Genomic DNA, 20645 nt, shown 5'->3' on the forward strand with positions numbered 1-20645 from the left:
TATCGTGACTCGCGTGCCTGCGCTCCCGATTCGACCACGACGCGCGCCGTGGACGCGGATCGTCGGCGGCGCGATGGCCGCCACGCTGATCGCGGGAGCCTGCACCGGTGGCGACGACGATGCCGTCACGTCGACCACCACGGCCAGCACCACGAGCACCACCACGATCCCGCGTGACGACGACGGCCAGCTCGTCCTCGGCATCTACCTGCCGGTCACCGGCGCCGGTTCCGAACTGGGTCAGCCGATGATCGCCGCCGTCGAGGACGCGGTGGACCGGATCAACACGGCGGGCGGTGTGCTGGGTCAGAGCGTCCGCACGATCCAGGCCGACGAGGGCGCCGGCACCGGGTTGGGCGAGTTGCTCGAGCAGGGCGTCGACGCGATCGTCGGGCCCGCCTCGTCGCTGACGGCGCTGACGCAGTTGGGAGCGGCCGTCGACCCCAACACCGGCGTCGTCGTGTGCTCACCCTCCGCCACCTCGCTGTTGCTCGACGACTACCCCGACAACACGTTCCTGTTCCGCACCGCTCCGAGCGACTCGTTGCAGATGGCCGCGATCGCTCGTCAGGTGCAGCGCACCGGAGCGCGCTCGGTCGCCGTCGGCTACCTCGACGACCCGTACGGACGCGGCCTGCACGCAGCCTTCCTCGACGAGATCGAGGCTCGCCGCCTCGCGGTACCGGTCTCGGTCGGGTTCAGCGGCGATCAGACCGATCTCTCCGGGTCGGCGGCCGCGCTGCTCGACGCCGATCCCGGCGTGATCGTCGTGCTCGGTGACGCCGATGACGGTGGCCGTCTGATCGCCGCACTCGACGCTGCCGATTCGGCGTCACCGCAGGTCATCGTCAACGACGCGATCCGAGAGGCGCGCCAGACGATCCAGTCGCTGTCGGGCGAGTTCCGGAGCCGGCTGACCGGTGTCGCCCCGCTCGCCAGCAGCACCGACGAGGACGCACCCGACGGCTTCTTCGCCGCCCACGCGGTCGACTGCGTCAACCTGATCGCCCTCTCGGTCGTGGTGGCCGGCACCGACGCGCCCCGGACCTTCCGGACCAACATGGCCGGTGTGAGCGCCGACGGTCGGGCGTGCGACACGTTCCAGGCGTGCGCCCTGCTCCTCGAACAAGGTCTCAACATCGACTACGGGGGCGCGTCGGGCAGCGCCGAGCTGTCGAATGCGACCGGCGACCCGATCGAGGCTCGCTTCGAATCGTTCAGCTTCGAGGCCAACGGGACCGAGATCCGGTCGTTCCAGTTCGAGGTGCCCTGAACCACCCGGTGAGCCGGGCGTGTCGTACGGGGCGGCGTCGGGTCAGACCAGGTCGTCGACGTACGCCAGGTACCCGACGTAGAAGGCACCGAAATCGCCGTACAGCGACGACGCCTTGTCGTACCGGAGCGTGTACACGACGTCCTTGATCACCTCGAGGTTGATCCCGAACAGCGTGACGCCCCACTCGTACTCGTCGAGGCCCGTCGATCCGGTGATGAGCTGCACGAGCTTGCCGGCGAACTTGCGCCCGCTCGTGCCGTGCTCGTACATCATCTCCTTGCGCTCCTCGAACGGCGTCGCATACCAGTTGGCGTGCGCCTCGCGCCGCTTGCTCATCGGGTAGAAGCAGAACGCCGGCTTCCCCTCGGGGGGCAGCACGGGATAGAGGCGGGCCTGGAGGGCTTCTTCCGGCAGCCCCGGTGCGTACTCGCTGACCTCGGTGATCGACAGGTACGAGTCGACGACGTGGAGCCCGGCGTGCTGCAGGTGCGTCTGCAGATGGCGGAGCGCGACGACGTCCTTGCCCAACGCCATGAACGCCAGGTCGGCCTTGTGGCCCAGGATCGCGGCCGTGACGACCTGGCACTCGGCCTGTTCGGCGGCTCGGACGGCGAGGATCACGGCCTCGCGATCGACCGATTCACCGGGCGAGCAGAACAGGTGGAGGACGCAGACGCCCGTTTCCATGCGCATGCAGCGCAGGCTACCGAGCGGGCACTCCCGTCAGGTCGGCGCGGTCAACCGCTCGGGTGCGTACACGTTGAACCGATCGCCGCGCATGAAGCCGGCGAGGCACAACCCGGCGCGCCGTGCCGCCTCGACGGCCAACGCGGTCGGCGCACTGACCGCGACGACGGTGCCGAACCCGGCGGCCCACGCCTTCTGCACCATCTCGACGCTCGCCCGTCCGCTCACGAACAGCCCGAGACCGGTGGCGGGGAGGTCACCGGCGAGGAGCATCGCCCCGACCACCTTGTCGACCGCGTTGTGGCGGCCGACGTCTTCGCGCACGAGCAGGACGTCGCCGCTCGGACCGAACGCGGCGGCGGCGTGCACGGCGCCGGTCGCGTCGAACAGCCCCTGGCGGTCGGCGACCAGGCCGGGCATCGACGCCAGCAGATCGAGCGGCATGGGGTCGGTCGACGGCAGCGGGTCGAGACGCTGGTGGAGTTCGTCGAGTTGGTCGCTGCCGCACCAGCCACAGCTCGACGAGGTGGTGCCGAGACGCGGCGTGGGCGTCGGAGCGACACCACCGGTGCCGACGGTGACGACGTTGAACTCGGTGTCGACGGCGGAACCGTCGGCGCAGTACCGCACCTCGGCGACGGTGGCACCGCTGAGCAGCCCCTCGGTGTGGCAGAACCCGACCGCGAGCTCGAAGTCGTTGCCCGGCGTACGCATCGTGGTCGACACGACCGTGCCGTCGAGTTGGATCGTCATCGGCTCCTCGACGATCAGGTCGTCGGGCCGGCGCTTCGCACCGTCCGGCGTCACCGCGGTGACGAGGAAACGCTGGGTGCGCGAGCGGCTCACCCTGCCAGGTTACGGAACACGGCCGCGGCCCGCGCGGCGGCACCGGGGTCGAGGTGGAGGAACAGCGACGGCTCGGTCAGTTCGAGCTCCAGCAGCACCGGGCCGTCGGCCATCGGGAGCAGGTCGATCCTCGCATACGCGGTCTCGGGCAGGAGACCGACGACGCGCTCGCCGAGCGCTCGTTCGAGGTCGGTGGCCAGGTGCGGGAAGCTCGATTCGACCGCCATCAGGTCACCCTCGAACTCGACCGGCTCGGCGAGGATCGCCGACTTGCGGAAGGCGTGGCTGAACGCACCTCCGACGTAGACGAGCCCGGTCTCACCCGACGTCTCGACATCGGCCAGGTAGGGCTGCACCATCACCGTCAGACCATGCGCGAGAAGTCGGCGGGCGTGTTCGGACGCTGCCGTGGCGTCGCCGCGGCTGCGGAACACCCCGTTGGAGCCGGCGCCGACCGACGGTTTGACGACCACGTCACCGACGAACTCGTCGGGGTCGGTTTCGCCGTCATCGGCCACGAACGTGGTGGGCACGACCGGGACGCCGTGACCGGCCAGCTCGGCGAGGTAGCGCTTGTCGGTGTTCCACTCGATCACGTCGACCGGGTTCCACAACGTCGACACGTCGCTCACGTGGCGGGCCCACCGGAGGAAGTCGTCGCGGCGGGTGTGGTAGTCCCATGTCGAGCGCACGATCGCGACCGAACAAGCGCCCCAGTCGACGGCCGGGTCGTCCCACGCGACCACCGATGCCTCGGGCAACTCCCGCTGCAGCAGCGGGAGGTCGGTGTCGAGGCCGAGCGCGGCACGGCACGTGACGAGGGCGAGCACGGCCCGAGACTACGCTCGGCGACCATGACCGAAACCACCACGGGCCGTCTCGTCGCAGCAGAGTTCGTCGGCACGACCGTGGTGATGTTGGGCGGGCCCGGCCTGATGATCGTCGGCGGCGACGACATCGGCACCCTCGGGGTCGCCGTCGGTTTCGGTGTGTCGATCGCGATCGCGATCGGGGTGATCGGCGCCGTCGCCAATCCGATGTTCAGCCTGGCGCTCTGGTTCTCGAAGGGGGTCACCACCCGCGAGCTGCTCTCCGACTGGGTCGGACAGTTCGCCGGCGCCGTCTTCGGTGCGGCACTGCTGTTCGGACTCAACGACACGACCCGGTTCGTGACCGGCACCAACGGTTGGGATCCGGGTCGCGCCGACACCGGCGTCGACCTCGGGATCAGTCTGTCGGGCTTCGCCGATCTCGGCGTGGTGCTCGCCGCCGAACTCGCGCTCGGCACGATCGTCGTGGTCGTGCTCCTCTCGTCGATCAGCCAACAACGTTCGAACAGTGCCATGGCCGCGTTTACCGGTGCCGCCTACGCGTTGGGCACGCTGTTCCTGCTGGGCATCTCCGGAGCCGGCATGAACCCGGCCCGCAGCCTCGGCACTGCCATCTTCGCCGACACCGACCCGAACGCACTCGGCCAGCTGCTGCCGTTCGTCATCATCCCGCTGCTCGCGTCGTTCGCCGGCACGATGATCTGGCTGATGATCGACGACGCCACCATCGACGACACCCTCTTCGACGATTCGTTCCTCGAAGACGCCGCCGACGCCGTCACCGGTGACTGACGAGGTCGCGGCCCGCACGTACGTCGCGTTCGTGCGTGCCGTGATGATCGGCCGCGAGGGCCTGCACCGCCCGGTACTCCTCGAGATGTTCGAGCGGGCCGGTGCGACCGATCCGGTCTCGTACATCTCGACCGGCAACGTGTCGTTCGATGTCGAACCCGACCGCCTCGACGACGTCGTCGCGACGGTCGAGTCCGAACTGGAGCGACTGCTCGGGCGGGCCACACCACTGTTCGTCCGTTCGCTCGACCAGCTCCGGTCGCTGCTCGCCCGCGACCCGTTCGCCGACGCGCCGTTCGACGAGGTGTACGCCCGCCTCGTCACGTTCCTCCGACCCGAGGTGCCGTCGCCGCTCGAACTTCCGATGACGGCACCGAACGGCGACTGGTCGGTCTTCGCCGCCACGGCGTCCGAGGTGTTCAGTGTCACCAGGGCCTGGCCCGACCGGCAGCCCCAGGATCCGGGCGGCGTCATTCAACGCGCCGCCGGGCAGCCGGTCACGACACGGGCCCTCGGCACGATCGAGCGCCTTGTGGCCAAGCTCGACGACCGCGCCGGCGACGACTGATCGGTGCCTCGCCGCCTCGACGGCGCACCGGCCTGCGACCGCACACGCGGGCGAGCCCCGGGCGTCGACCCGGGGCTCGCTGTCGCATCACCGTTCGATCGGGTGATCGAACGGTCTAGTGATCGTGACCGTGGTGATCGTCGTCGTCGTGCTCCGGCTTGTCGGCGATGATCGCCTCGGTGGTGAGGAACAGCGCCGCGATCGATGCCGCGTTCTGCAGGGCGGAGCGCGTCACCTTCGCGGCGTCGATCACGCCGATCTTCACGAGGTCTTCGTAGACGCCGGTGGCGGCGTTGAGACCCTCGTTGCCGGTGAGTTCGCGAACCCGGTTGACGACCACGCCGCCGTCCATGCCGGCGTTCTCGGCGATCTGACGGAGCGGGGCGCTGAGCGACTTGGCGACGATGCGAGCGCCGGTGGCCTCGTCATCCCGCAGGGAGGCGACGACCTTCTCGACCGCGTCGATCGATCGCACGAGCGCCACACCACCGCCGGGCACGACGCCCTCTTCGATGGCGGCCTTGGTGGTCGACACGGCGTCTTCGATGCGGTGCTTCTTCTCCTTGAGCTCGACCTCGGTGGCGGCGCCGACCTTGAGGACGGCGACGCCGCCGGTCAGCTTGGCGAGCCGCTCCTGCAGCTTCTCGCGGTCGTAGTCGGAGTCCGTGTTGTCGATCTCGGCCTTGATCTGGCTGATGCGACCGGCGATGTCGGACTCGTCGCCGGCACCCTCGATGATCGTGGTCTCGTCCTTGGTGATCACGATCCGCTTGGCGGTACCGAGCAGGTCGAGCGTGGCGGTGTCGAGCTTGAGGCCGACGTCTTCGCTGATGACCTGCGCACCCGTGAGGATCGCGATGTCCTGCAGCATGGCCTTGCGGCGCTCGCCGAAGCCGGGGGCCTTGACGGCGGCCGACTTGAACGTGCCACGGATCTTGTTGACGACGAGGGTGGCGAGTGCCTCACCCTCGATGTCCTCGGCGATGATGACGAGCGGGCGACCGCCCTGCATGACCTTCTCGAGCAGCGGCACGAGGTCGCGGACCGAGGTGATCTTCGACGAGACGAGCAGCACCAGCGGGTCCTCGAGCGAGGCCTCCATCCGGTCGGTGTCGGTGACGAAGTAGGGCGAGATGTAGCCCTTGTCGAAGCGCATGCCCTCGACGAGGTCCATGTCCATGCCGAACGTCTGGCTCTCTTCGACGGTGATGACGCCGTCCTTGCCGACCTTGTCGATCGAGTCGGAGATCAGCGAACCGATCTCGTCGTCGGCGGCGGAGATGCTGGCGACCTGGGCGATCTGCTCTTTCGAGTCGACGTCGACGGCGAGGGCCTTGATCGAATCGACAGCCGCGGCGACCGCAGCTTCGATGCCACGCTTGACGCCCATCGGGTTGGCCCCGGCGGCGACGTTGCGGAGGCCCTCCTTGACCATCGCTGCCGCGAGCACGGTGGCGGTGGTGGTGCCGTCACCGGCGACGTCGTCGGTCTTCTTGGCGACTTCCTTGACCAGCGCTGCGCCGATCTGCTCGTACGGGTCGGAGAGTTCGATCTCCTTGGCGATCGACACCCCGTCGTTGGTGATCGTGGGTGAACCCCACTGCTTGTCGAGCATCACGTTGCGGCCCTTCGGCCCCAAGGTGACGCGGACGGCGTCGGCGAGCTGGTTCATGCCGGCTTCGAGTGCGCGGCGTGCCTCTTGATCAAAGGCGATCTGCTTCGACATCTGTGTCCTCCGTTGGACGAATCTGTGTTCGGGATGAACCGTTGTCGATCCGGCGAGCGCCGAATCGGGCGTTTAGCACTCTATCGCAGCGAGTGCTAACGCGGCAATGGGGCCACCACGACCCGTCGATGACGATCGATCCGGAATGAAATCCCGACCCAGCCGGTTATCTTTTGACCTATGGCTGTCACCGTTCGGATCCCCACCACCCTGCGCCCCATGTCGGGCGGCAACAAGCTCGTCGACGTCGACCCCGGCGCGCTGTCCGACGTGATCGCGAATCTCGAGGCAGCACATCCCGGGTTCGCCGACCGTCTGCTCGACGAGAACGGCGACCTCCGCAAGTTCGTCAACATCTTCGTCGACGACGACGACGTCCGCTACCTCGACGGGCTCGCCACGCCGGTCGCCGACGGCGTGACCGTGAGCATCATCCCGGCGGTCGCCGGAGGCTGACCACATCGCCGTGCCGGGGCGGTCACTAGCCTCCACGCCATGCGTGTCGTAGCCGCCGTCGACAAATTCCGGGGCACCGCCTCCGGTGCCGAGATCGCCGCGGCGATCGGCCACGCCTGCTGGGAGCAGGGTCACGACTGCGTGGAGTTCGCCCTCGCCGACGGCGGCGAAGGACTGATCGAGGTGCTGGGCGGACCCAATCGCACCACCGTGGTGACCGGCCCCCTCGGCACGCCGATCGAGGCGCCGTGGCGATTCCACCGCGGCACGGCCATCATCGAGATGGCACTGGCGAGCGGGCTCGTGGTCGCCGGCGGCGCCGAAGGCAACGATCCGATGACCGCCACCACCGCCGGGACGGGCGAGTTGATCGACGCCGCCGTGACCGCCGGCGCCAAGCGCATCATCGTCGGGCTCGGTGGTTCGGCCACGACCGACGGCGGCCTCGGGGCACTCGAGGCGATCGGTGCGCCGGCGCGGCTCAAAGCCGTCGAGCTCCTCATCGCGTGCGACGTGACGACCCGGTTCACCGACGCGGCGACCGTCTTCGGCCCCCAGAAGGGCGCGTCACCGGCACAGATCCGGATGCTCACCGGCCGTCTCGAGCAACTGGCCGACCGTTACGAGCGGGAGTACGGGGTCGACGTACGCGCGATCGACGGGTCGGGTGCAGCCGGCGGGCTGGGCGGGGCGCTCGCTGCGCTCGGCGGCAGGCTCACGCCCGGATTCGACCTGGTCGCCGACGAACTCGACGTGTACGAACAGCTCGAGGCCGCCGACCTCGTGATCACCGGTGAGGGCCATCTCGACGCACAGAGCTTCGAGGGCAAGGTCGTCGGCGGTGTCGCTGAGATCGCCGCCGAACACGACATCCCCGTCGCGGCCATCGTGGGCATCGCCGACGACGAGGTCCGCGATCGGATCCCCACCTGGGCGATCGCCGACCGGTTCGGCGAGGAGCGGGCCATCCGTGAGCCGCTGTGGTGCGTCGGCCAGGTCGCCGGCGAGATCCTGCAGCGGTACGCCGGCTGAACCCGACCCGGACTGGACCCGACCCGGGCGGTCAGCCGTCGGTCGTGTCGGTCGAGCCCGACGGATCGGGGTTGGTGACCGTCACGACGTTGCCGGATCCGGCGAGCACGTCAGGCGCCAACTGTTCGAGCGTCTGGTTGGCCTTGTCCTTGCCGAGCATCAGCAACACCTGGGCACCGTTGAGGGTGCCGTCGGTCGTGGGCGCCACCTCCGGCAACGGCGAGACCGAGCCGACACCGCCGAGCACTCGCGCCAACGAGTTCGCCACGTCGACTGCGGCGGGCGTATCGGGGTCGTAGTAGATGACCGTCTCGTCGAGATCGGGAACCGTGGAACTCGCGTTGGTCGGATCGACGACTTCGAATCCGGCGCCGGCCTCGATCGCTCGGCTCATCGCGCTCGCGCTGCCGCTCTGCCCGTTCGCGTTGGCGACGACGACGGACGCGCCGTCGACGATGATCGGCGGGAGCGTGGTCGTGGTCGGCAAGGTCGGGACCGACTCGTCGGGATCGGTCGTCTCGGTGCTGTCGTCGTCGGGCGCCTGACCGGACGATGCGCCGGCGACGGGCTCGGGGAAATCGGCCGAATCGGCGCCCCCATCGCTGATCGAGCGCAGGATCAGGAAGCCGGCGACCACGGCGACGACGGCCAGCACGATCGCGAGCGCACCGCTGACCGGGGCCCCGCCGTCGCCCACCCGTGGTGAACGTCGCGGAATCTGACCCGAGCCGTCGGGTACGTCGGTCATGTGAGGGCGCCTCCCTGTGCGTCGGTTCCGGTGTCGAGCCGCTCGCGGCGCCGACGAACACGTTGACGCTGCAACCGACGAACGACCAGCGGGTCGTGTTCGAGCGCCTCGGGCTGCTCGAGGAGTTCGTTCAACTCGGCATAGTACTCGTCGGCCGAGCACTGGAACCGCGCGCGCACGAGCGTCTCCTTGGGTTCGTCGAACGTCCAGAACGTCCGCTCGAACTCCAACATGGCCTGCTGCCGTTCGTTGATCACTGATACAGCCTTGCCGGTCGATGGGGGGTTGTACAAGCACCCCCGCGAAGTCGTGCGGTTCTCGGGTGCCCAGTCCATGTTCTATCTTGCGATCCGTGTCCTCCGGCTCCCTTCCCGACTCGCTCCCACCACGTCCGTTCCTGATCGGGGTCGCCGGCGGCAGCAACTCGGGGAAGACGACCATCACGTCGCGGCTCTCGGAGATGATGGGTCCCGACCATCTCTCGCTGATCAAACTCGACTCGTACTACGTCGAACGTTCGTCCGAACCGATGGAGGTCAGGGCCGCGGCCAACTACGACCATCCGGACGCCTTCGACTGGGATCTGCTCAACGACCACCTGGCAGCCCTCACCGGTGGCGGTTCGGTCGAGGTGCCGATCTACGACTTCGCGATCCACGACCGCTCCGACCGGAGCGAGATCGTGCAGGCGACCCGGGTCGTGGTGGTCGAGGGGATCCTCGTGCTGTGGGAGCCGCGCCTGCGCGAACGGTTCGACCTGAAGATCTTCGTCGACACGCCCGCCGACCTGCGGATCATCCGGCGGCTGCAGCGCGACGTCGCCGAGCGCGGGCGGACACCCGAGAGCATTCTCGACCAGTACCTCGCGACCGTCCGTCCGAGCCACGAGCTGTTCATCGAACCCAGCAAGCGCTTCGCCGACGTGATCGTGCCCGAGGGCGGCCTCAACCGGCCGGCGCTCGAGGTATTGCTGGCCCGGGTACGCGAACTGGCGAACGGCGCCGACTGAAGCGTCAGCCGTCGCTGCCGGAATCGTCGTCGCTGCCCTCGCCGGTGGCGTCGTCGCTGGTCTCGTCGGTGGCGTCGTCGCTCGACTCATCCGACGAGTCGTCGGCCGCGGGGACCCGTCCCTGCAGCTCGTCGAGCGGCTTGTCGGCGGTGTCGTTGCCGAGTGCCAGCAGCACCGACGCGTCGCCGATTTCACCGTCGCTCGTCGGTGCCGGCACCGTGAGCTCGAGCACCTCGATGTCGCCGCCGCCGAGCGCCTCTCGGAGCGAGTTGGCGACAGCCTCCGCGTTCTCGACCTCCGGGTCGAAGTAGACCTTCGAAGTCTCCAGCTGGCTCTCGCTGCTGTTGGTCGCCGTCCCGGTGGTGAAGCCCACGGCGGCGAGCGCGTCGGTCATGCGGCCGGCCGAGCCGTTGATACCGCTCGCGTTCGCGACGACGACGGTGGCGCCCTCGGTGACGAGTTCGAGCGGTGGCAGCGTGGTGGTCGTGGACGGCGCAGCCGTCGTGGTCGTCGCCTCGGTGACGGGCGTGAGCGTGTTGCTCGTCGGCACGGACGTCGGTGTCGTCGTCTCGCTGCTCGCGTCGTCGTCGTCGCCGCCGCACGCTCCGAGTGTCAGGAGTACGGCCGCAGCCAGCCCGATCGATCCGACGGATCGTCGGCGAGACCGCAGCGTGGATGGCGTGCGAGTGTCGACAGGTGCGCTCTTCACACCCTTGACGCTACTCAGCGCGTCAAGGCCCGTGGGACCACCCCACCGGAACGCGGTCGCTGCGAGGGAGGGTTCAGATCTCGGCGTCGACCGTGAGCAGCAGCTCGCCGATGTCGTCGGGGATCGACGTACGTTCGAGATCGTCGTCGCGACCGACCAGGTCGAACGCGTTCTCCTGCGGCATCGACGGGATCGTCGCCATCACCTGCTCGACGACCTGCTCGTCCCACTGGCTCCCGGCGTGCTCACGCAGGATCGCGAACGCCATGTTCAACGGCATCGCCCGGCGGTACTGCCGGTCGTGCGTCATGGCGTCGAGCGCGTCGCAGACGGCGATGATCCGCGACGCGAGCGGGATCTCGCGGCCGACGAGACCGTCGGGATAGCCGGCACCGTCGACACGCTCGTGGTGCGAACGCACGATCCGGGCCGCCGAGGCGAGCGCAGGTTCCGAGGCGAGCATCGACTCACCGTCGACCGGGTGCAGCTTCATGACCTCGTACTCGGCCGCGGTCAGGCGGGCCGGCTTCTTGAGGATCGCGTCGGGAACGTGCACCTTGCCGACGTCGTGCAACATCGCGGCCAGTCCCAGGTCCCGGAGTTCGGGCGCCGACAACCGGAAGCGTTCGCCGACCCGCATCGCGAGCTCGCCGGTACGGATCACGTGATCGCGGGTGAGGACGTCCTTGACCTCGATGTCGGCGACGAACTGGTGGACGACCGGGCTCAGGCCGAGCTCGAACGCCACCAACGGATCGCGGGTGAGGATCGGGGCGAGCACGTCGTGCGCCGAGGGGCTCAGTCTCTGCGTGACCGCGAGGGCCAGGCAGGCGCCGATGACGCCGAACGCACCGGCGATGTGCGTCCACCAGAATCCGGTCGTGTACGGATCGACGATCAGCGGGGAGATGCCCATCACCGCGATCAGCATGAGCGAGACCGACGCGACGAGATTGGCCGGCTGCCGACCGAGATCGTAGAACCGCATCTGCCGCATCGACAGCGCCGACAGCGCCCACACCACACCGGCGGTGACGGCGATCGTGAGCGGACCCCGCGGGTCGGGGGCGACGATCAGATCGGGGAAGAACACGATGAGCGACGCCAGGACGAACACGCCGAGCAACGACAGCAACGTCCAGTCGCGCCAGCGGCGAGCCGCCCAGCGGCCGAACGTCGAATGCGGGGCCAGGAGGGGTAGGCCGCCGACGAGCGCGATCGGCAGCGCCAGGAACGCCGACGACCGGAACGCCTCGTTCGTCTCGAACAGGACGTCGGGGGTGACGAGGCCGTGGACCAGCGGCATCACCGACGCCGCCATCAGCATCGTGCCGAGCAGGCCGACCTCGGCCATCTCCCGGCGATCCGCCAACGAGATCACGACCGTCGCCGCCAGCACACATGCGAGCGCGGCGACCGTCATCAGGCTGAACAGACCGCGGGGGTGCACCCATTCGTGCGACGCCAGGGGTCCGACCGTGGTCGCCGCCGTCGTCGCGGCGAGGACACCGGCGACTCCCGCCCAGCGCGACCGGGCGCGAGTTGTGTTCGAGTTCTTCACGACGCGTATATCGGCGTCCTCGCCGACCACCTTGAGGACGGCCGGCGTCGGCGCGGCGCAGCACGGCGTGGCCGGGTACGGTGGGGGTCATGACGACCCAGCAGGAACTCGACGAGTGCGTGGCCGGACGGACGGTCGCCACCCGCTTCTTGGACACCCTCACGGCGCACGGTGACATCGCGGTGCTCCGGTGGAAGGAATCCGACGGATCGTGGTCGGAACGCACGCTGGCCGAGGTCGCCGACGACACCGCTCGCCTGGTCACGGCGCTCCGCGAGCTCGGTATCGGCAGGGGCGACCGCGTCGTCCTCATGATGCGGAACCGGCCCGAGTTCCACGCCATCGACCTCGCCGTGCTGTTCTGCGGTGCGACACCGGTGTCGATCTACAACTCCTCGGCTCCCGACCAGATCGAGTACCTGGTCAACCACTGCGGCGCCAAGCTGGCCGTCCTCGAGGACGATGAATTCATCGATCGGTTCGATACGGTCCGCGACCGCCTGACGACGCTCGAGAACATCGTCGTGGTCGAGCCGAGCGACGACACCGACGACGCCCACGTCCGGCTCGGCGAGCTGATGACCCGCACTCCGGCCGACCTCGCCGAGGCCGCGGCGATCGGTGAGCCCGGCGATCTCGCCACGATCATCTACACCTCGGGCACGACCGGGCCGCCCAAGGGCGTCATGCTGACCAACTACAACATCGTCTGGTCGCTCGAGTCGATCAGTCGGTCGATGCGTGAGCAGACCGACCTCGAGAGCCTGGCCGGGTTCCGGCACGTCTCGTACCTGCCGATGGCACACGTCATGGAACGACTGCTCGGCCACTACTACATGGTCGAGTTCGCCACCCAGGTCACGTGCTGCCCCGACACGGCGCAGGTCGCGGCCTACGCCGCCGAGGTCCACCCCGACTTCTTCATCGGTGTGCCGCGGGTGTGGGAGAAGCTCTACGCGGGCGTCACCGCCGCGTTGGGCGCCGATCCCGAGAAGGGTCAGGCCTTCGCCGACGGACTCGCCGCCGCCGAACCGATCGTCGAGAAGATGCGGGCGGGCACGGCGACCAAGGAGGAGATCGAGACCTACGAGTTCCTCGACGCCGTGGCGTTCACCCCGATCAAGCAGCTGATCGGCCTCGACCAGGCCAAGATCTGCATCAGCGGCGCGGCGCCACTCCAGTCCGACGTGATGCGCTGGTTCCAGACCATCGGCGTCCCGCTCAGCGAGGGCTACGGCATGTCGGAGACGACGGCCGTCCTGACCTGGTCGCACCAGGCCAAGCCCGGCCACGTCGGTCGACCCGCTCCGGGCGTCGAGATGCGGCTCGGCGACGACGGCGAGGTGCTCGCCCGCGGCGGCAACATGTTCCTCGGTTACCTCGACGCTCCCGACAAGACCGCCGAGACGATCGACGACGAGGGCTGGGTCCACACCGGTGACATCGGCGAGATCGACGACGACGGCTACCTCCGGATCGTCGACCGCAAGAAGGAACTGATCGTCACGGCCGGCGGCAAGAACATCAGCCCGGCCAACCTCGAAGCCGAACTCAAGGGCATCCCGCTCGTCGGGCAGGCGTGCGCCGTCGGCGATCAGAAGCCGTTCGTCGCCGCGCTGCTCGTGCTCGATCCCGACGCGGCACGGGCGTGGGCGGCCGAGCACGGTCTCGAGGGCGAGGCGGCCACGCTGCCGGCGATGGCCCAGAACCCCGACGTGATCGCCGAGATCGAGGCGGGGCTCGCGAAGGCGATGGCGAACTTCAACAACGCCGAGTCGGTCAAGAAGTTCACGGTGCTCGGCGCCGAGTGGCTGCCCGACACCGACCTCCTGACCCCGACCTCCAAGCTGAAGCGCCGCGGCATCCTCGCCACCTTCGCCGGCGAGATCGAGGCGATGTACGCCCGCTGACGTCCGCTGTCGCTCCGGTCGCCGTGTGCGTCGATCGCCACCACGGTCCGACCTCGACGTAGGGTCGGATCGTGCCGTTCCGTTCCGTCGCTCTCTATCGCTGGGGCGACCACGTCGACGACGACCATCAGGTCCGACTCGGAGCGGCGCTCGACGAGTTGGCGGCACAGGTGCCCGGCGTGCGCAGCCTCTCCCACGGGAGCGACACCGGGGCGATGGGCGGGTCGGCCGACTACGTCGTCGTCATCGACGTCGACACCGCGGCCGACTGGCGGGCGCTGCGCGACCACCCCTCGTACATCCTGCTCGTCGAGGAACTGATCACGAACCACGCGGTCGAGCAATCCGTCGGCCAGTTCCGCGCCGACGACCCCTCGACGCTCGCCCCGGAGGACGCCGAGGTCCGCGACCTCACCGACGACGAACTCCTCGAACGGGCCCGACGCGCCGCCCAGGCGAGCATGGATGCGCTCATGGCCGAGCCCGACGACGGCGTCATCTGACTCCGGCCCGAGTTCGGCCAACCAACCACCGAGTACCTACGGTGGCGGCATGATCGACATCGGCAGCATCGGCCTCTGGCAGGGCCTCGACGGATACCCGGCGGGACAGCTGCGCGACATCGTGGCCGAACTCGACGAACAGGGCTGGCCGTGCCTGTGGATCCCCGAGACCGTCGCCCGTGACCCGTTCGTCGCTGCCGGCGTGATCCTCGGAGCGACGACCGACCTGCGTGTTGCCACCGGCATCGCCAGCATCTGGGCCCGCGACGCCATGACGACGGCGAACGCGTCGAAGACCCTCAACGAGGCGTACGACGGACGCTTCGTGCTCGGCCTCGGTGCCAGCCACCACACGATCACCGAGTGGGTACGCAAGCACGACTACTCCAAGCCGTTGAGCACGATGCGCACGTACCTCGAGCGTATGGACGCGTCGATGTTCAAGGGTGTCGAACCGGCCGAGCCGACCACGCGCGTGATCGCCGCCCTCGGACCGAAGATGCTCGCGCTCGGCGCCGAGATGACCGACGGCGTGCACCCGTACTTCGTACCGCCGGAACACACGGCGATCGCCCGTGAGGCGGTCGGCCCCGACAAGATGGTGGCGACCGAGCAGATGGTGGTGCTCGACACCGATGCGGCGTCGGCACGCGACACGGCCCGCAAGCACATGAAGGTCTACGTCGGGCTGCCGAACTACGCGAACAACCTCATGCGCCTCGGCTTCACCGAGGACGAGATCACCAACATGGACGACCGCCTCGTCGACGCGATCGTCGCGTGGGGAACGATCGACGACGTGGTCACACGCGTGCGGGCCCACCAGGACGCCGGCGCGTCGCACGTGTGCATCCAGGTCCTCCGCCCCGACCGCGAACCGCCCACCGCCGAGTGGAGCGAACTCGCCGCCGCCCTGCTGTAGCGACCCTGGACTCAGCGGAGCAGCGCGCTGCCGACGGTGGGGCCGCCCGCTGCACACGTCAGGCCGGCACCGGCAACACGGGCACGGCGTCGATGCCCGACTCGAGGTCGAAGACACTCATCACCTCGACGTCTCCGGTACGGACGTCGCCCTCGACGAGTGCCGGCACCGCATCGAAGAACACGATCGTGTCGTCATCGATCCATCTCGGTGCGTTGAAGCGGCCGGACAGTCGGCGGTCCAGCGGCGTGAACGACGCGACGAGGTCTCCTCCCCGATCCACGACCTCGATCGACCGGTAGTCGGGACCCACGAAGCTCAGCCGGCTCCCGTCGGGCGACCATCGAGCTTGACCGACGAATACGTCCGAGCGGGTGATCTCGGCGACGTCGCCGGACGACAGATCACCGATGGCGACAGCGAATCCGCCCGACGCCCGTTCGACGGTGAACACAACCTCGCCGCCGTGGATGTCGATGCCGGATCGGACATCGACGACGCCGTCCACGCCGAACTCACTCAGCAACACGCCATCCGCAGATCGAAATTCACCGTCGGACGTCAAGCCGACGAGTTGCGACTCGCTGGTGAATCCGTACGCGGTCGACCCGTCGGCGTCCGCCAAGAACCGCGCCTCAGCGCCCGAGATGTCGACCAGTTCCCCCGACCGAGCGACCGCTGTGATCTGATTCGAGTGTGAGTCCACGACGTACGGGAGGCCTTGTGCGAGTTCGACGTCCGATACCTCTACGACCTTGCCGTGTTCGTCCACATGACACACGTTCGCTGCCCCGACGAGCGCTCCGTCGCTGACTCCGAGGCACTGTGCGACGAAACCCGCCGACGCCGGCGTGTCATCGGTGCCGCTACATCCGAGCGAAGCTGCTGCCAAGCCGAAGAGGCCGGCGAGCCGGCAGCCACGACGCAACCGGCCGTTCGACCGCGACCGCAACGTGCCGGGCACCACCCGACACCTCGACGATCGGCCCATGACGACAGCATGACTCAGAACGCACCGCCGCACGGCAGCACAGCCGCCACGCGAGCAGCCTGGTCATCACGCTGTCGCTCATCAGTCGGAGAAATTTCGCGGATTCTCGGGCGGCGGAGGCAGCGTTACGTGGGCCGACACAGCGCCTGGTCGACGCCGTGGTCCGGCCCCGTTCCTGCTCGCCGATCGCGCCGGAGCGGGTGTGCTCGGGGTGCCTGATCGGCGTGTCGGAGCACTCGTCGAAACACGGCGATGGTGCCACATCGTACCTGGTCAGGGACTTGTGATCGAACACATGTTCGGGTATCATGAACACCATGTTCGACGAGTTGCTCTCCGAGTTGATGGGGCTCTCCGACGACGAACTCGACGCCCGCATCCGCTCCAACGAACTCGAGCGTCGTCGACTCGACGCCGAGCTGGCCGCGGCGATCACGGTCGCCGATCACCGCCAGCTGCCGGCGGTCGACGACCACCGTTCGATCAACGCGTACCTGCGGGCCACGATCAACTGTTCCAGTGGCGAGGCCAGTCGGCTGCGCAGCCTCGCACGCGCCGTCGATCACGTCGACGGGCTCGGCGAGCACTGGCTGGCCGCCCGGTTCGGGGTGTCGCAGGCCGCTCGCCTCGCCGCCGTGCACGGCAACCGGCGGGTCCGTGATCGACTGCCCGAGTTCGCTCCCCTGCTCCTCGACGACGCCGAACGGTTGCCGTACGCCGAGTTCGATGTGTGCGTCGACCGGTTCGTGGCACAGGCCGACGCCGACGGCGCACACGACAGCCGTGACGACGCGATCGAACATCGCGATGCCCACGTGTCGGAGGTGGCCGGCATGGTCGACATCAGCGCCCACGGCGGCGATGGCGTCTCGACCGCCGAGCTGATCGCGATCTTCGAGCGCTTCACCGAAGCCGAGTTCCAGGCCGACCTCCGAGCGCGGCGAGACGAGTTCGGCGACGACGCGGAACAGCACCCGTTGCCGCGAACCGCCGGCCAACGACGGTTCGACGCGCTGACCACCATCTTCCACACGGCCGCCGGAGCAACCGGCGTCGGCTCGGTCGCCGACCCGCTGGTCAACATCGTGATCGACGCGGGTTCGTGGTCGGAGTTGCTCGCCGCCACCGGCCTGATCCCCGGCGTCGATGCCACGCAGATCGCCGACCCGGAGTTGCTCCACGAGCTGCTCGGTTCGCCGGTGCCGCTGTCGGAGCGTCGCTGCGAGACGAGCACCGGCATCCAAGTGCACCCACACGACGTGCTGCGGGCAGCGTTGGCGGGCCACGTCCGTCGGGTCGTCATCGACTCGGCCGGCGTCGTGATCGACCTGGGTCGCCGCAAGCGCCTGTTCACCGGTGCCGCCCGCGAGGCGGCGACGCTGCTGCTGCGGCGGTGCGATCATCCCGGTTGCGATCTCACCGCCGACTGGTGCGACGTCGACCACGCCGTCGAGTGGGCCGACGGTGGCACCACCGACCAGCTGAACTCGGGCATCGAGTGCGGGCGCCACAACGTGACCAAGTCGAAACGGCGATGGCGAACCAGACGAGCGACCGACGGTCGGCGCTACACCATCAGACCCGACGGGTCGATCATGTTGCCGGTCGGTGTCCGCCCACCGACGTTTCCCGACGATGATGCCGACGACCTCCGACGCATCGCCCGAGCGGTCGTCGCATCGATCCCTGCCGCCTGATCCCGAGCACGTCGCACGAATCCGGCGATCTAGTTTGCGCACATGGACGTCGACGACGAGATGACCACGTTGCGAGCGGCGCTGAGCTCTCAGCGGAACCACGTGCTGAGCGCACTCGACGGGTTGTCCGACCACCAACTCGCCCAGTCGGTCATGCCATCGGGTTGGAGCTGCGCGGGGCTGGTGAAGCACCTCGCACTGTCCGACGAGCACTACTGGCTCCGCAGCATCGTCGGTGGCGAGTCGCTCGACGACTTCTTCCCAGAAGGTGACGGCGCAGACTGGGTGCTCGCTGCCGCGGAGACACCGGCGAGCGTGCTGGCACTGTACCGAACCGAGATCGCAGCGGCCGACCGTGCACTCGACGGCCTCGCGGCAACCGATCCCCCGGCGCAGCGTGACCCTCTCTGGGACCAGTGGGGCATCGATTTCCCGACCGTCCGGTCGGTCATGCTGCACATGATCATCGAGACCGCCACGCACGCCGGCCATCTCGACGCGACCCGCGAACTCCTCGACGGCAAACAACATCTCGTCCTGTGACCCGACCGGCCAGTCGGACTCGGTTGCATTGTGCAACCATGTCGGGATGAGCGAGACGATCGATCGGGACGCGCTGCGGGCGAAGTATCTCGAAGAGCGCGACAAGCGGCTCCGCACCGACGGCAACGAGCAGTACGTCGAACTCACCGGGCAGTTCGCTCAGTATCTCGACGACCCGTACGTGCAGCCCGAGCCACGCGAACCGCTCACCGACGAGGTCACCGTGGCGTTCATCGGCGGCGGCTTCGCCGGGCTGGTCACCGGCGCCCGGCTCAAACAGGCGGGCATCGACGACGTTCGCATCATCGAGAAGGGCGGCGACTTCGGCGGCACCTGGTACTGGAACCGCTACCCCGGCGCCCAGTGCGACACGGCGGCGTTCATCTACATGCCGTTGCTCGAGGAGACCGGCCACATGCCGACCGAGAAGTACGTGCACGCGCCGGAGATCCTCGAGCACTGTCGCAACATCGGCCGCACCTTCGACCTGTACGACAACGCCTGCCTCTCGACCGAGGTGACCGGACTCGACTGGGACGACGAGTCGTCGCGCTGGATCATCACCACCAACCGCGGCGACCGAATGCGGGCCAGGTTCGTGGCGATGGGCACCGGCCCGCTCCACCGACCGAAGCTGCCGGGCATCCCGGGGATCGAGACGTTCCAGGGGCACAGCTTCCACACCAGCCGTTGGGACTACGAGTACACGGGCGGCGACCCGGCCGGCGGCCTCATGACCAACCTCGCCGACCAGCGGGTCGGCATCATCGGCACCGGTGCCACGTCGGTGCAATGCATCCCGCACCTGGCACGAGCATGCGGCGACCTGTACGTGTTCCAGCGCACCCCGTCGTCGATCGACGTGCGCAACAACGTGCCGACCGACCCGGAGTGGTTCGCCACCCTCGAACCCGGCTGGCAGCAGCGGTGGCTGGAGAACTTCACGATCCTCCAGACCGGCGGGTTCGCCGACGAGGACCTCGTGGAGGACGGCTGGACCGACATCAGCCAACGGATCCGCGACAAGCTGTTCTCCTCCGAGCACCCCGAGTTCACCCCCGAGGCGTTCGAGCGGGCGTACCACGAATCCGACGACGAGAAGATGACCGAGATCCGGGCCCGTGTCGAACAGATCGTCACCGACGAGATCACGGCCGAGCAGCTGAAGCCGTGGTACCGCCAACTCTGCAAGCGCCCCTGTTTCCACGACCAGTACCTCGACGCGTTCAACAACCCGAGCACGCACCTGGTCGACACCGACGGCAAGGGCGTCGACCGGATCGACGAGACCGGCGTGTGGGTCGGCGACGACCACTACGAACTCGACCTGCTGATCTACGCGTCCGGGTTCGAGGTCGGCACCGCATTCGAGCGGCGCGCCGGGTTCGATGCCGTCGGCCGCGACGGCCTCCGCCTCAGCGACAAGTGGGCCGACGGCATGCTGAGCCTGCACGGCATCCACGTGCACGGGTTCCCGAACCTGTTCATCGTCGGACCGTCGCAGGGCGCGAACCTGATCTCGAACGTGCCGCACAATCTCGTCGAGGCCGGGGCGACGATCGCCACGATCATCGACCACACGGTCGACGTCGGCGCCGACGAGGTCGAGGTGACCCTCGACGCCGAAGCGGCGTGGGTCGAGCTCCTCGAGGCCGGCCAGCGTCGTTTCGGCGGCAACCCCGACTGCACCCCGGGCTACTACAACAACGAAGGCCGTGACGCCGGACGCCGCGGGGTGCTCAACAGCCTGGGCTACCCCGCCGGCCCCGTCGAGTACTTCCGGTACATCGACACGTGGCGATCATCCGGCGAGTTCGCCGGACTCGAGTTCCGCTGAGC

At 68.6% G+C, this 20645-nt stretch carries 21 protein-coding genes; 12 read left to right on the plus strand and 9 right to left on the minus strand.

Translation table 11 applies throughout. The annotated features are described in order from the left end of the window. Positions 1-13 precede the first annotated feature (13 nt). The gene (locus R8G01_12460; GenBank protein ID MDW3214807.1) at positions 14-1273 is read left to right on the plus strand and encodes an ABC transporter substrate-binding protein; all 1260 of its coding nucleotides are present in this window, start codon (positions 14-16) and stop codon (positions 1271-1273) included. A 42-nt stretch (positions 1274-1315) separates the two neighbouring features. Here R8G01_12460 and R8G01_12465 read toward each other — a convergent pair whose 3' ends face one another. The 3 genes from R8G01_12465 to R8G01_12475 are packed head-to-tail and all read right to left on the minus strand — an operon-like array spanning position 1316 to position 3639. Further along, complete coding sequence (locus tag R8G01_12465) at positions 1316-1969, minus strand: chlorite dismutase family protein (protein ID MDW3214808.1); 654 nt, start codon at positions 1967-1969, stop codon at positions 1316-1318. A gap of 30 nt (positions 1970-1999) precedes the next feature. After that, a complete protein-coding gene (gene fdhD, locus R8G01_12470; protein ID MDW3214809.1) occupies positions 2000-2809 on the minus strand; it encodes a formate dehydrogenase accessory sulfurtransferase FdhD in 810 nt (269 codons plus the stop codon). Beyond that, positions 2806-3639: a hypothetical protein gene (locus tag R8G01_12475; GenBank protein ID MDW3214810.1), complete on the minus strand. Its 834-nt coding sequence runs from the start codon at positions 3637-3639 to the stop codon at positions 2806-2808. Before R8G01_12475 ends, fdhD begins: the two co-directional genes overlap by 4 nt. A gap of 24 nt (positions 3640-3663) precedes the next feature. On the opposite strand from R8G01_12475, the gene R8G01_12480 reads away from it, so the two are divergent. Further along, positions 3664-4431 (plus strand): aquaporin, encoded by a 768-nt coding sequence (locus R8G01_12480; protein ID MDW3214811.1) that lies wholly within the window; start codon positions 3664-3666, stop codon positions 4429-4431. Next, positions 4424-4999: a DUF1697 domain-containing protein gene (locus tag R8G01_12485; protein MDW3214812.1), complete on the plus strand. Its 576-nt coding sequence runs from the start codon at positions 4424-4426 to the stop codon at positions 4997-4999. Before R8G01_12480 ends, R8G01_12485 begins: the two co-directional genes overlap by 8 nt. Positions 5000-5114: 115 nt before the next feature. On the opposite strand, the gene groL is transcribed toward R8G01_12485, so the two are convergent. After that, positions 5115-6725: a chaperonin GroEL gene (gene groL / locus R8G01_12490; GenBank protein ID MDW3214813.1), complete on the minus strand. Its 1611-nt coding sequence runs from the start codon at positions 6723-6725 to the stop codon at positions 5115-5117. Positions 6726-6905: 180 nt separating this feature from the next. Between groL and R8G01_12495 the strand changes: the two genes are divergently transcribed. Then, complete coding sequence (locus R8G01_12495) at positions 6906-7181, plus strand: MoaD/ThiS family protein (protein ID MDW3214814.1); 276 nt, start codon at positions 6906-6908, stop codon at positions 7179-7181. A gap of 39 nt (positions 7182-7220) precedes the next feature. Next, positions 7221-8213: a glycerate kinase gene (locus R8G01_12500; GenBank protein MDW3214815.1), complete on the plus strand. Its 993-nt coding sequence runs from the start codon at positions 7221-7223 to the stop codon at positions 8211-8213. Between the two features lie 31 nt (positions 8214-8244). On the opposite strand, the gene R8G01_12505 is transcribed toward R8G01_12500, so the two are convergent. Further along, positions 8245-8961, minus strand: coding sequence for a LytR C-terminal domain-containing protein (locus R8G01_12505; GenBank protein MDW3214816.1), 717 nt, complete (start codon positions 8959-8961; stop codon positions 8245-8247). Beyond that, on the minus strand, positions 8958-9218 hold the full coding sequence (locus R8G01_12510) for a DUF3263 domain-containing protein (protein MDW3214817.1): 261 nt from the start codon (positions 9216-9218) through the stop codon (positions 8958-8960). Before R8G01_12510 ends, R8G01_12505 begins: the two co-directional genes overlap by 4 nt. A 95-nt stretch (positions 9219-9313) precedes the next feature. On the opposite strand from R8G01_12510, the gene udk reads away from it, so the two are divergent. Next, the gene (udk, locus tag R8G01_12515; GenBank protein ID MDW3214818.1) at positions 9314-9970 is read left to right on the plus strand and encodes a uridine kinase; all 657 of its coding nucleotides are present in this window, start codon (positions 9314-9316) and stop codon (positions 9968-9970) included. Positions 9971-9974: 4 nt separating this feature from the next. Here udk and R8G01_12520 read toward each other — a convergent pair whose 3' ends face one another. Together R8G01_12520 and R8G01_12525 are read right to left on the minus strand one after the other, a co-directional pair. Next, complete coding sequence (locus R8G01_12520) at positions 9975-10679, minus strand: LytR C-terminal domain-containing protein (protein MDW3214819.1); 705 nt, start codon at positions 10677-10679, stop codon at positions 9975-9977. A 73-nt stretch (positions 10680-10752) separates the two neighbouring features. Beyond that, the gene (locus R8G01_12525; GenBank protein ID MDW3214820.1) at positions 10753-12240 is read right to left on the minus strand and encodes an HD-GYP domain-containing protein; all 1488 of its coding nucleotides are present in this window, start codon (positions 12238-12240) and stop codon (positions 10753-10755) included. Positions 12241-12329: 89 nt separating this feature from the next. On the opposite strand from R8G01_12525, the gene R8G01_12530 reads away from it, so the two are divergent. The 3 genes from R8G01_12530 (at position 12330) to R8G01_12540 (ending at position 15575) form a co-directional block, all read left to right on the plus strand. After that, positions 12330-14150 carry an AMP-binding protein gene (locus tag R8G01_12530; protein MDW3214821.1) on the plus strand — a complete coding sequence of 607 codons (1821 nt, stop codon included), beginning with the start codon at positions 12330-12332 and terminating at the stop codon, positions 14148-14150. Positions 14151-14221: 71 nt separating this feature from the next. Beyond that, positions 14222-14653: a hypothetical protein gene (locus R8G01_12535; protein ID MDW3214822.1), complete on the plus strand. Its 432-nt coding sequence runs from the start codon at positions 14222-14224 to the stop codon at positions 14651-14653. Positions 14654-14702: 49 nt separating this feature from the next. Further along, positions 14703-15575, plus strand: a complete 873-nt coding sequence (locus R8G01_12540) for a TIGR03620 family F420-dependent LLM class oxidoreductase (protein ID MDW3214823.1) — start codon at positions 14703-14705, stop codon at positions 15573-15575. A 58-nt stretch (positions 15576-15633) separates the two neighbouring features. Here the strand turns inward: R8G01_12540 and R8G01_12545 are convergent, their stop codons facing one another. After that, on the minus strand, positions 15634-16539 hold the full coding sequence (locus R8G01_12545) for a hypothetical protein (GenBank protein MDW3214824.1): 906 nt from the start codon (positions 16537-16539) through the stop codon (positions 15634-15636). Positions 16540-16874: 335 nt separating this feature from the next. Between R8G01_12545 and R8G01_12550 the strand changes: the two genes are divergently transcribed. The 3 genes from R8G01_12550 to R8G01_12560 are packed head-to-tail and all read left to right on the plus strand — an operon-like array spanning position 16875 to position 20643. Further along, positions 16875-18263 carry a DUF222 domain-containing protein gene (locus R8G01_12550; GenBank protein ID MDW3214825.1) on the plus strand — a complete coding sequence of 463 codons (1389 nt, stop codon included), beginning with the start codon at positions 16875-16877 and terminating at the stop codon, positions 18261-18263. A 42-nt stretch (positions 18264-18305) separates the two neighbouring features. After that, on the plus strand, positions 18306-18806 hold the full coding sequence (locus tag R8G01_12555) for a DinB family protein (protein ID MDW3214826.1): 501 nt from the start codon (positions 18306-18308) through the stop codon (positions 18804-18806). A 46-nt stretch (positions 18807-18852) separates the two neighbouring features. Next, on the plus strand, positions 18853-20643 hold the full coding sequence (locus R8G01_12560) for an NAD(P)/FAD-dependent oxidoreductase (protein ID MDW3214827.1): 1791 nt from the start codon (positions 18853-18855) through the stop codon (positions 20641-20643). Positions 20644-20645 lie beyond the last annotated feature (2 nt).

Source organism: Ilumatobacteraceae bacterium (assembly GCA_033344875.1).
Lineage (GTDB): Bacteria > Actinomycetota > Acidimicrobiia > Acidimicrobiales > Ilumatobacteraceae > Ilumatobacter.

What these genes read in the sequence shown, in the direction of transcription:
- R8G01_12555 (MDW3214826.1), top strand. Translation starts at nt 18,306, where the DNA reads ATGGACGTCGACGACGAGATGACCACGTTGCGAGCGGCGCTGAGCTCT.
- R8G01_12495 (MDW3214814.1), top strand. Translation starts at nt 6,906, where the DNA reads ATGGCTGTCACCGTTCGGATCCCCACCACCCTGCGCCCCATGTCGGGC.
- R8G01_12465 (MDW3214808.1), bottom strand. Translation starts at nt 1,969, where the DNA reads ATGCGCATGGAAACGGGCGTCTGCGTCCTCCACCTGTTCTGCTCGCCC.
- R8G01_12505 (MDW3214816.1), bottom strand. Translation starts at nt 8,961, where the DNA reads ATGACCGACGTACCCGACGGCTCGGGTCAGATTCCGCGACGTTCACCA.
- R8G01_12540 (MDW3214823.1), top strand. Translation starts at nt 14,703, where the DNA reads ATGATCGACATCGGCAGCATCGGCCTCTGGCAGGGCCTCGACGGATAC.
- groL (MDW3214813.1), bottom strand. Translation starts at nt 6,725, where the DNA reads ATGTCGAAGCAGATCGCCTTTGATCAAGAGGCACGCCGCGCACTCGAA.
- R8G01_12500 (MDW3214815.1), top strand. Translation starts at nt 7,221, where the DNA reads ATGCGTGTCGTAGCCGCCGTCGACAAATTCCGGGGCACCGCCTCCGGT.
- R8G01_12480 (MDW3214811.1), top strand. Translation starts at nt 3,664, where the DNA reads ATGACCGAAACCACCACGGGCCGTCTCGTCGCAGCAGAGTTCGTCGGC.
- R8G01_12550 (MDW3214825.1), top strand. Translation starts at nt 16,875, where the DNA reads ATGAACACCATGTTCGACGAGTTGCTCTCCGAGTTGATGGGGCTCTCC.
- R8G01_12530 (MDW3214821.1), top strand. Translation starts at nt 12,330, where the DNA reads ATGACGACCCAGCAGGAACTCGACGAGTGCGTGGCCGGACGGACGGTC.
- R8G01_12560 (MDW3214827.1), top strand. Translation starts at nt 18,853, where the DNA reads ATGAGCGAGACGATCGATCGGGACGCGCTGCGGGCGAAGTATCTCGAA.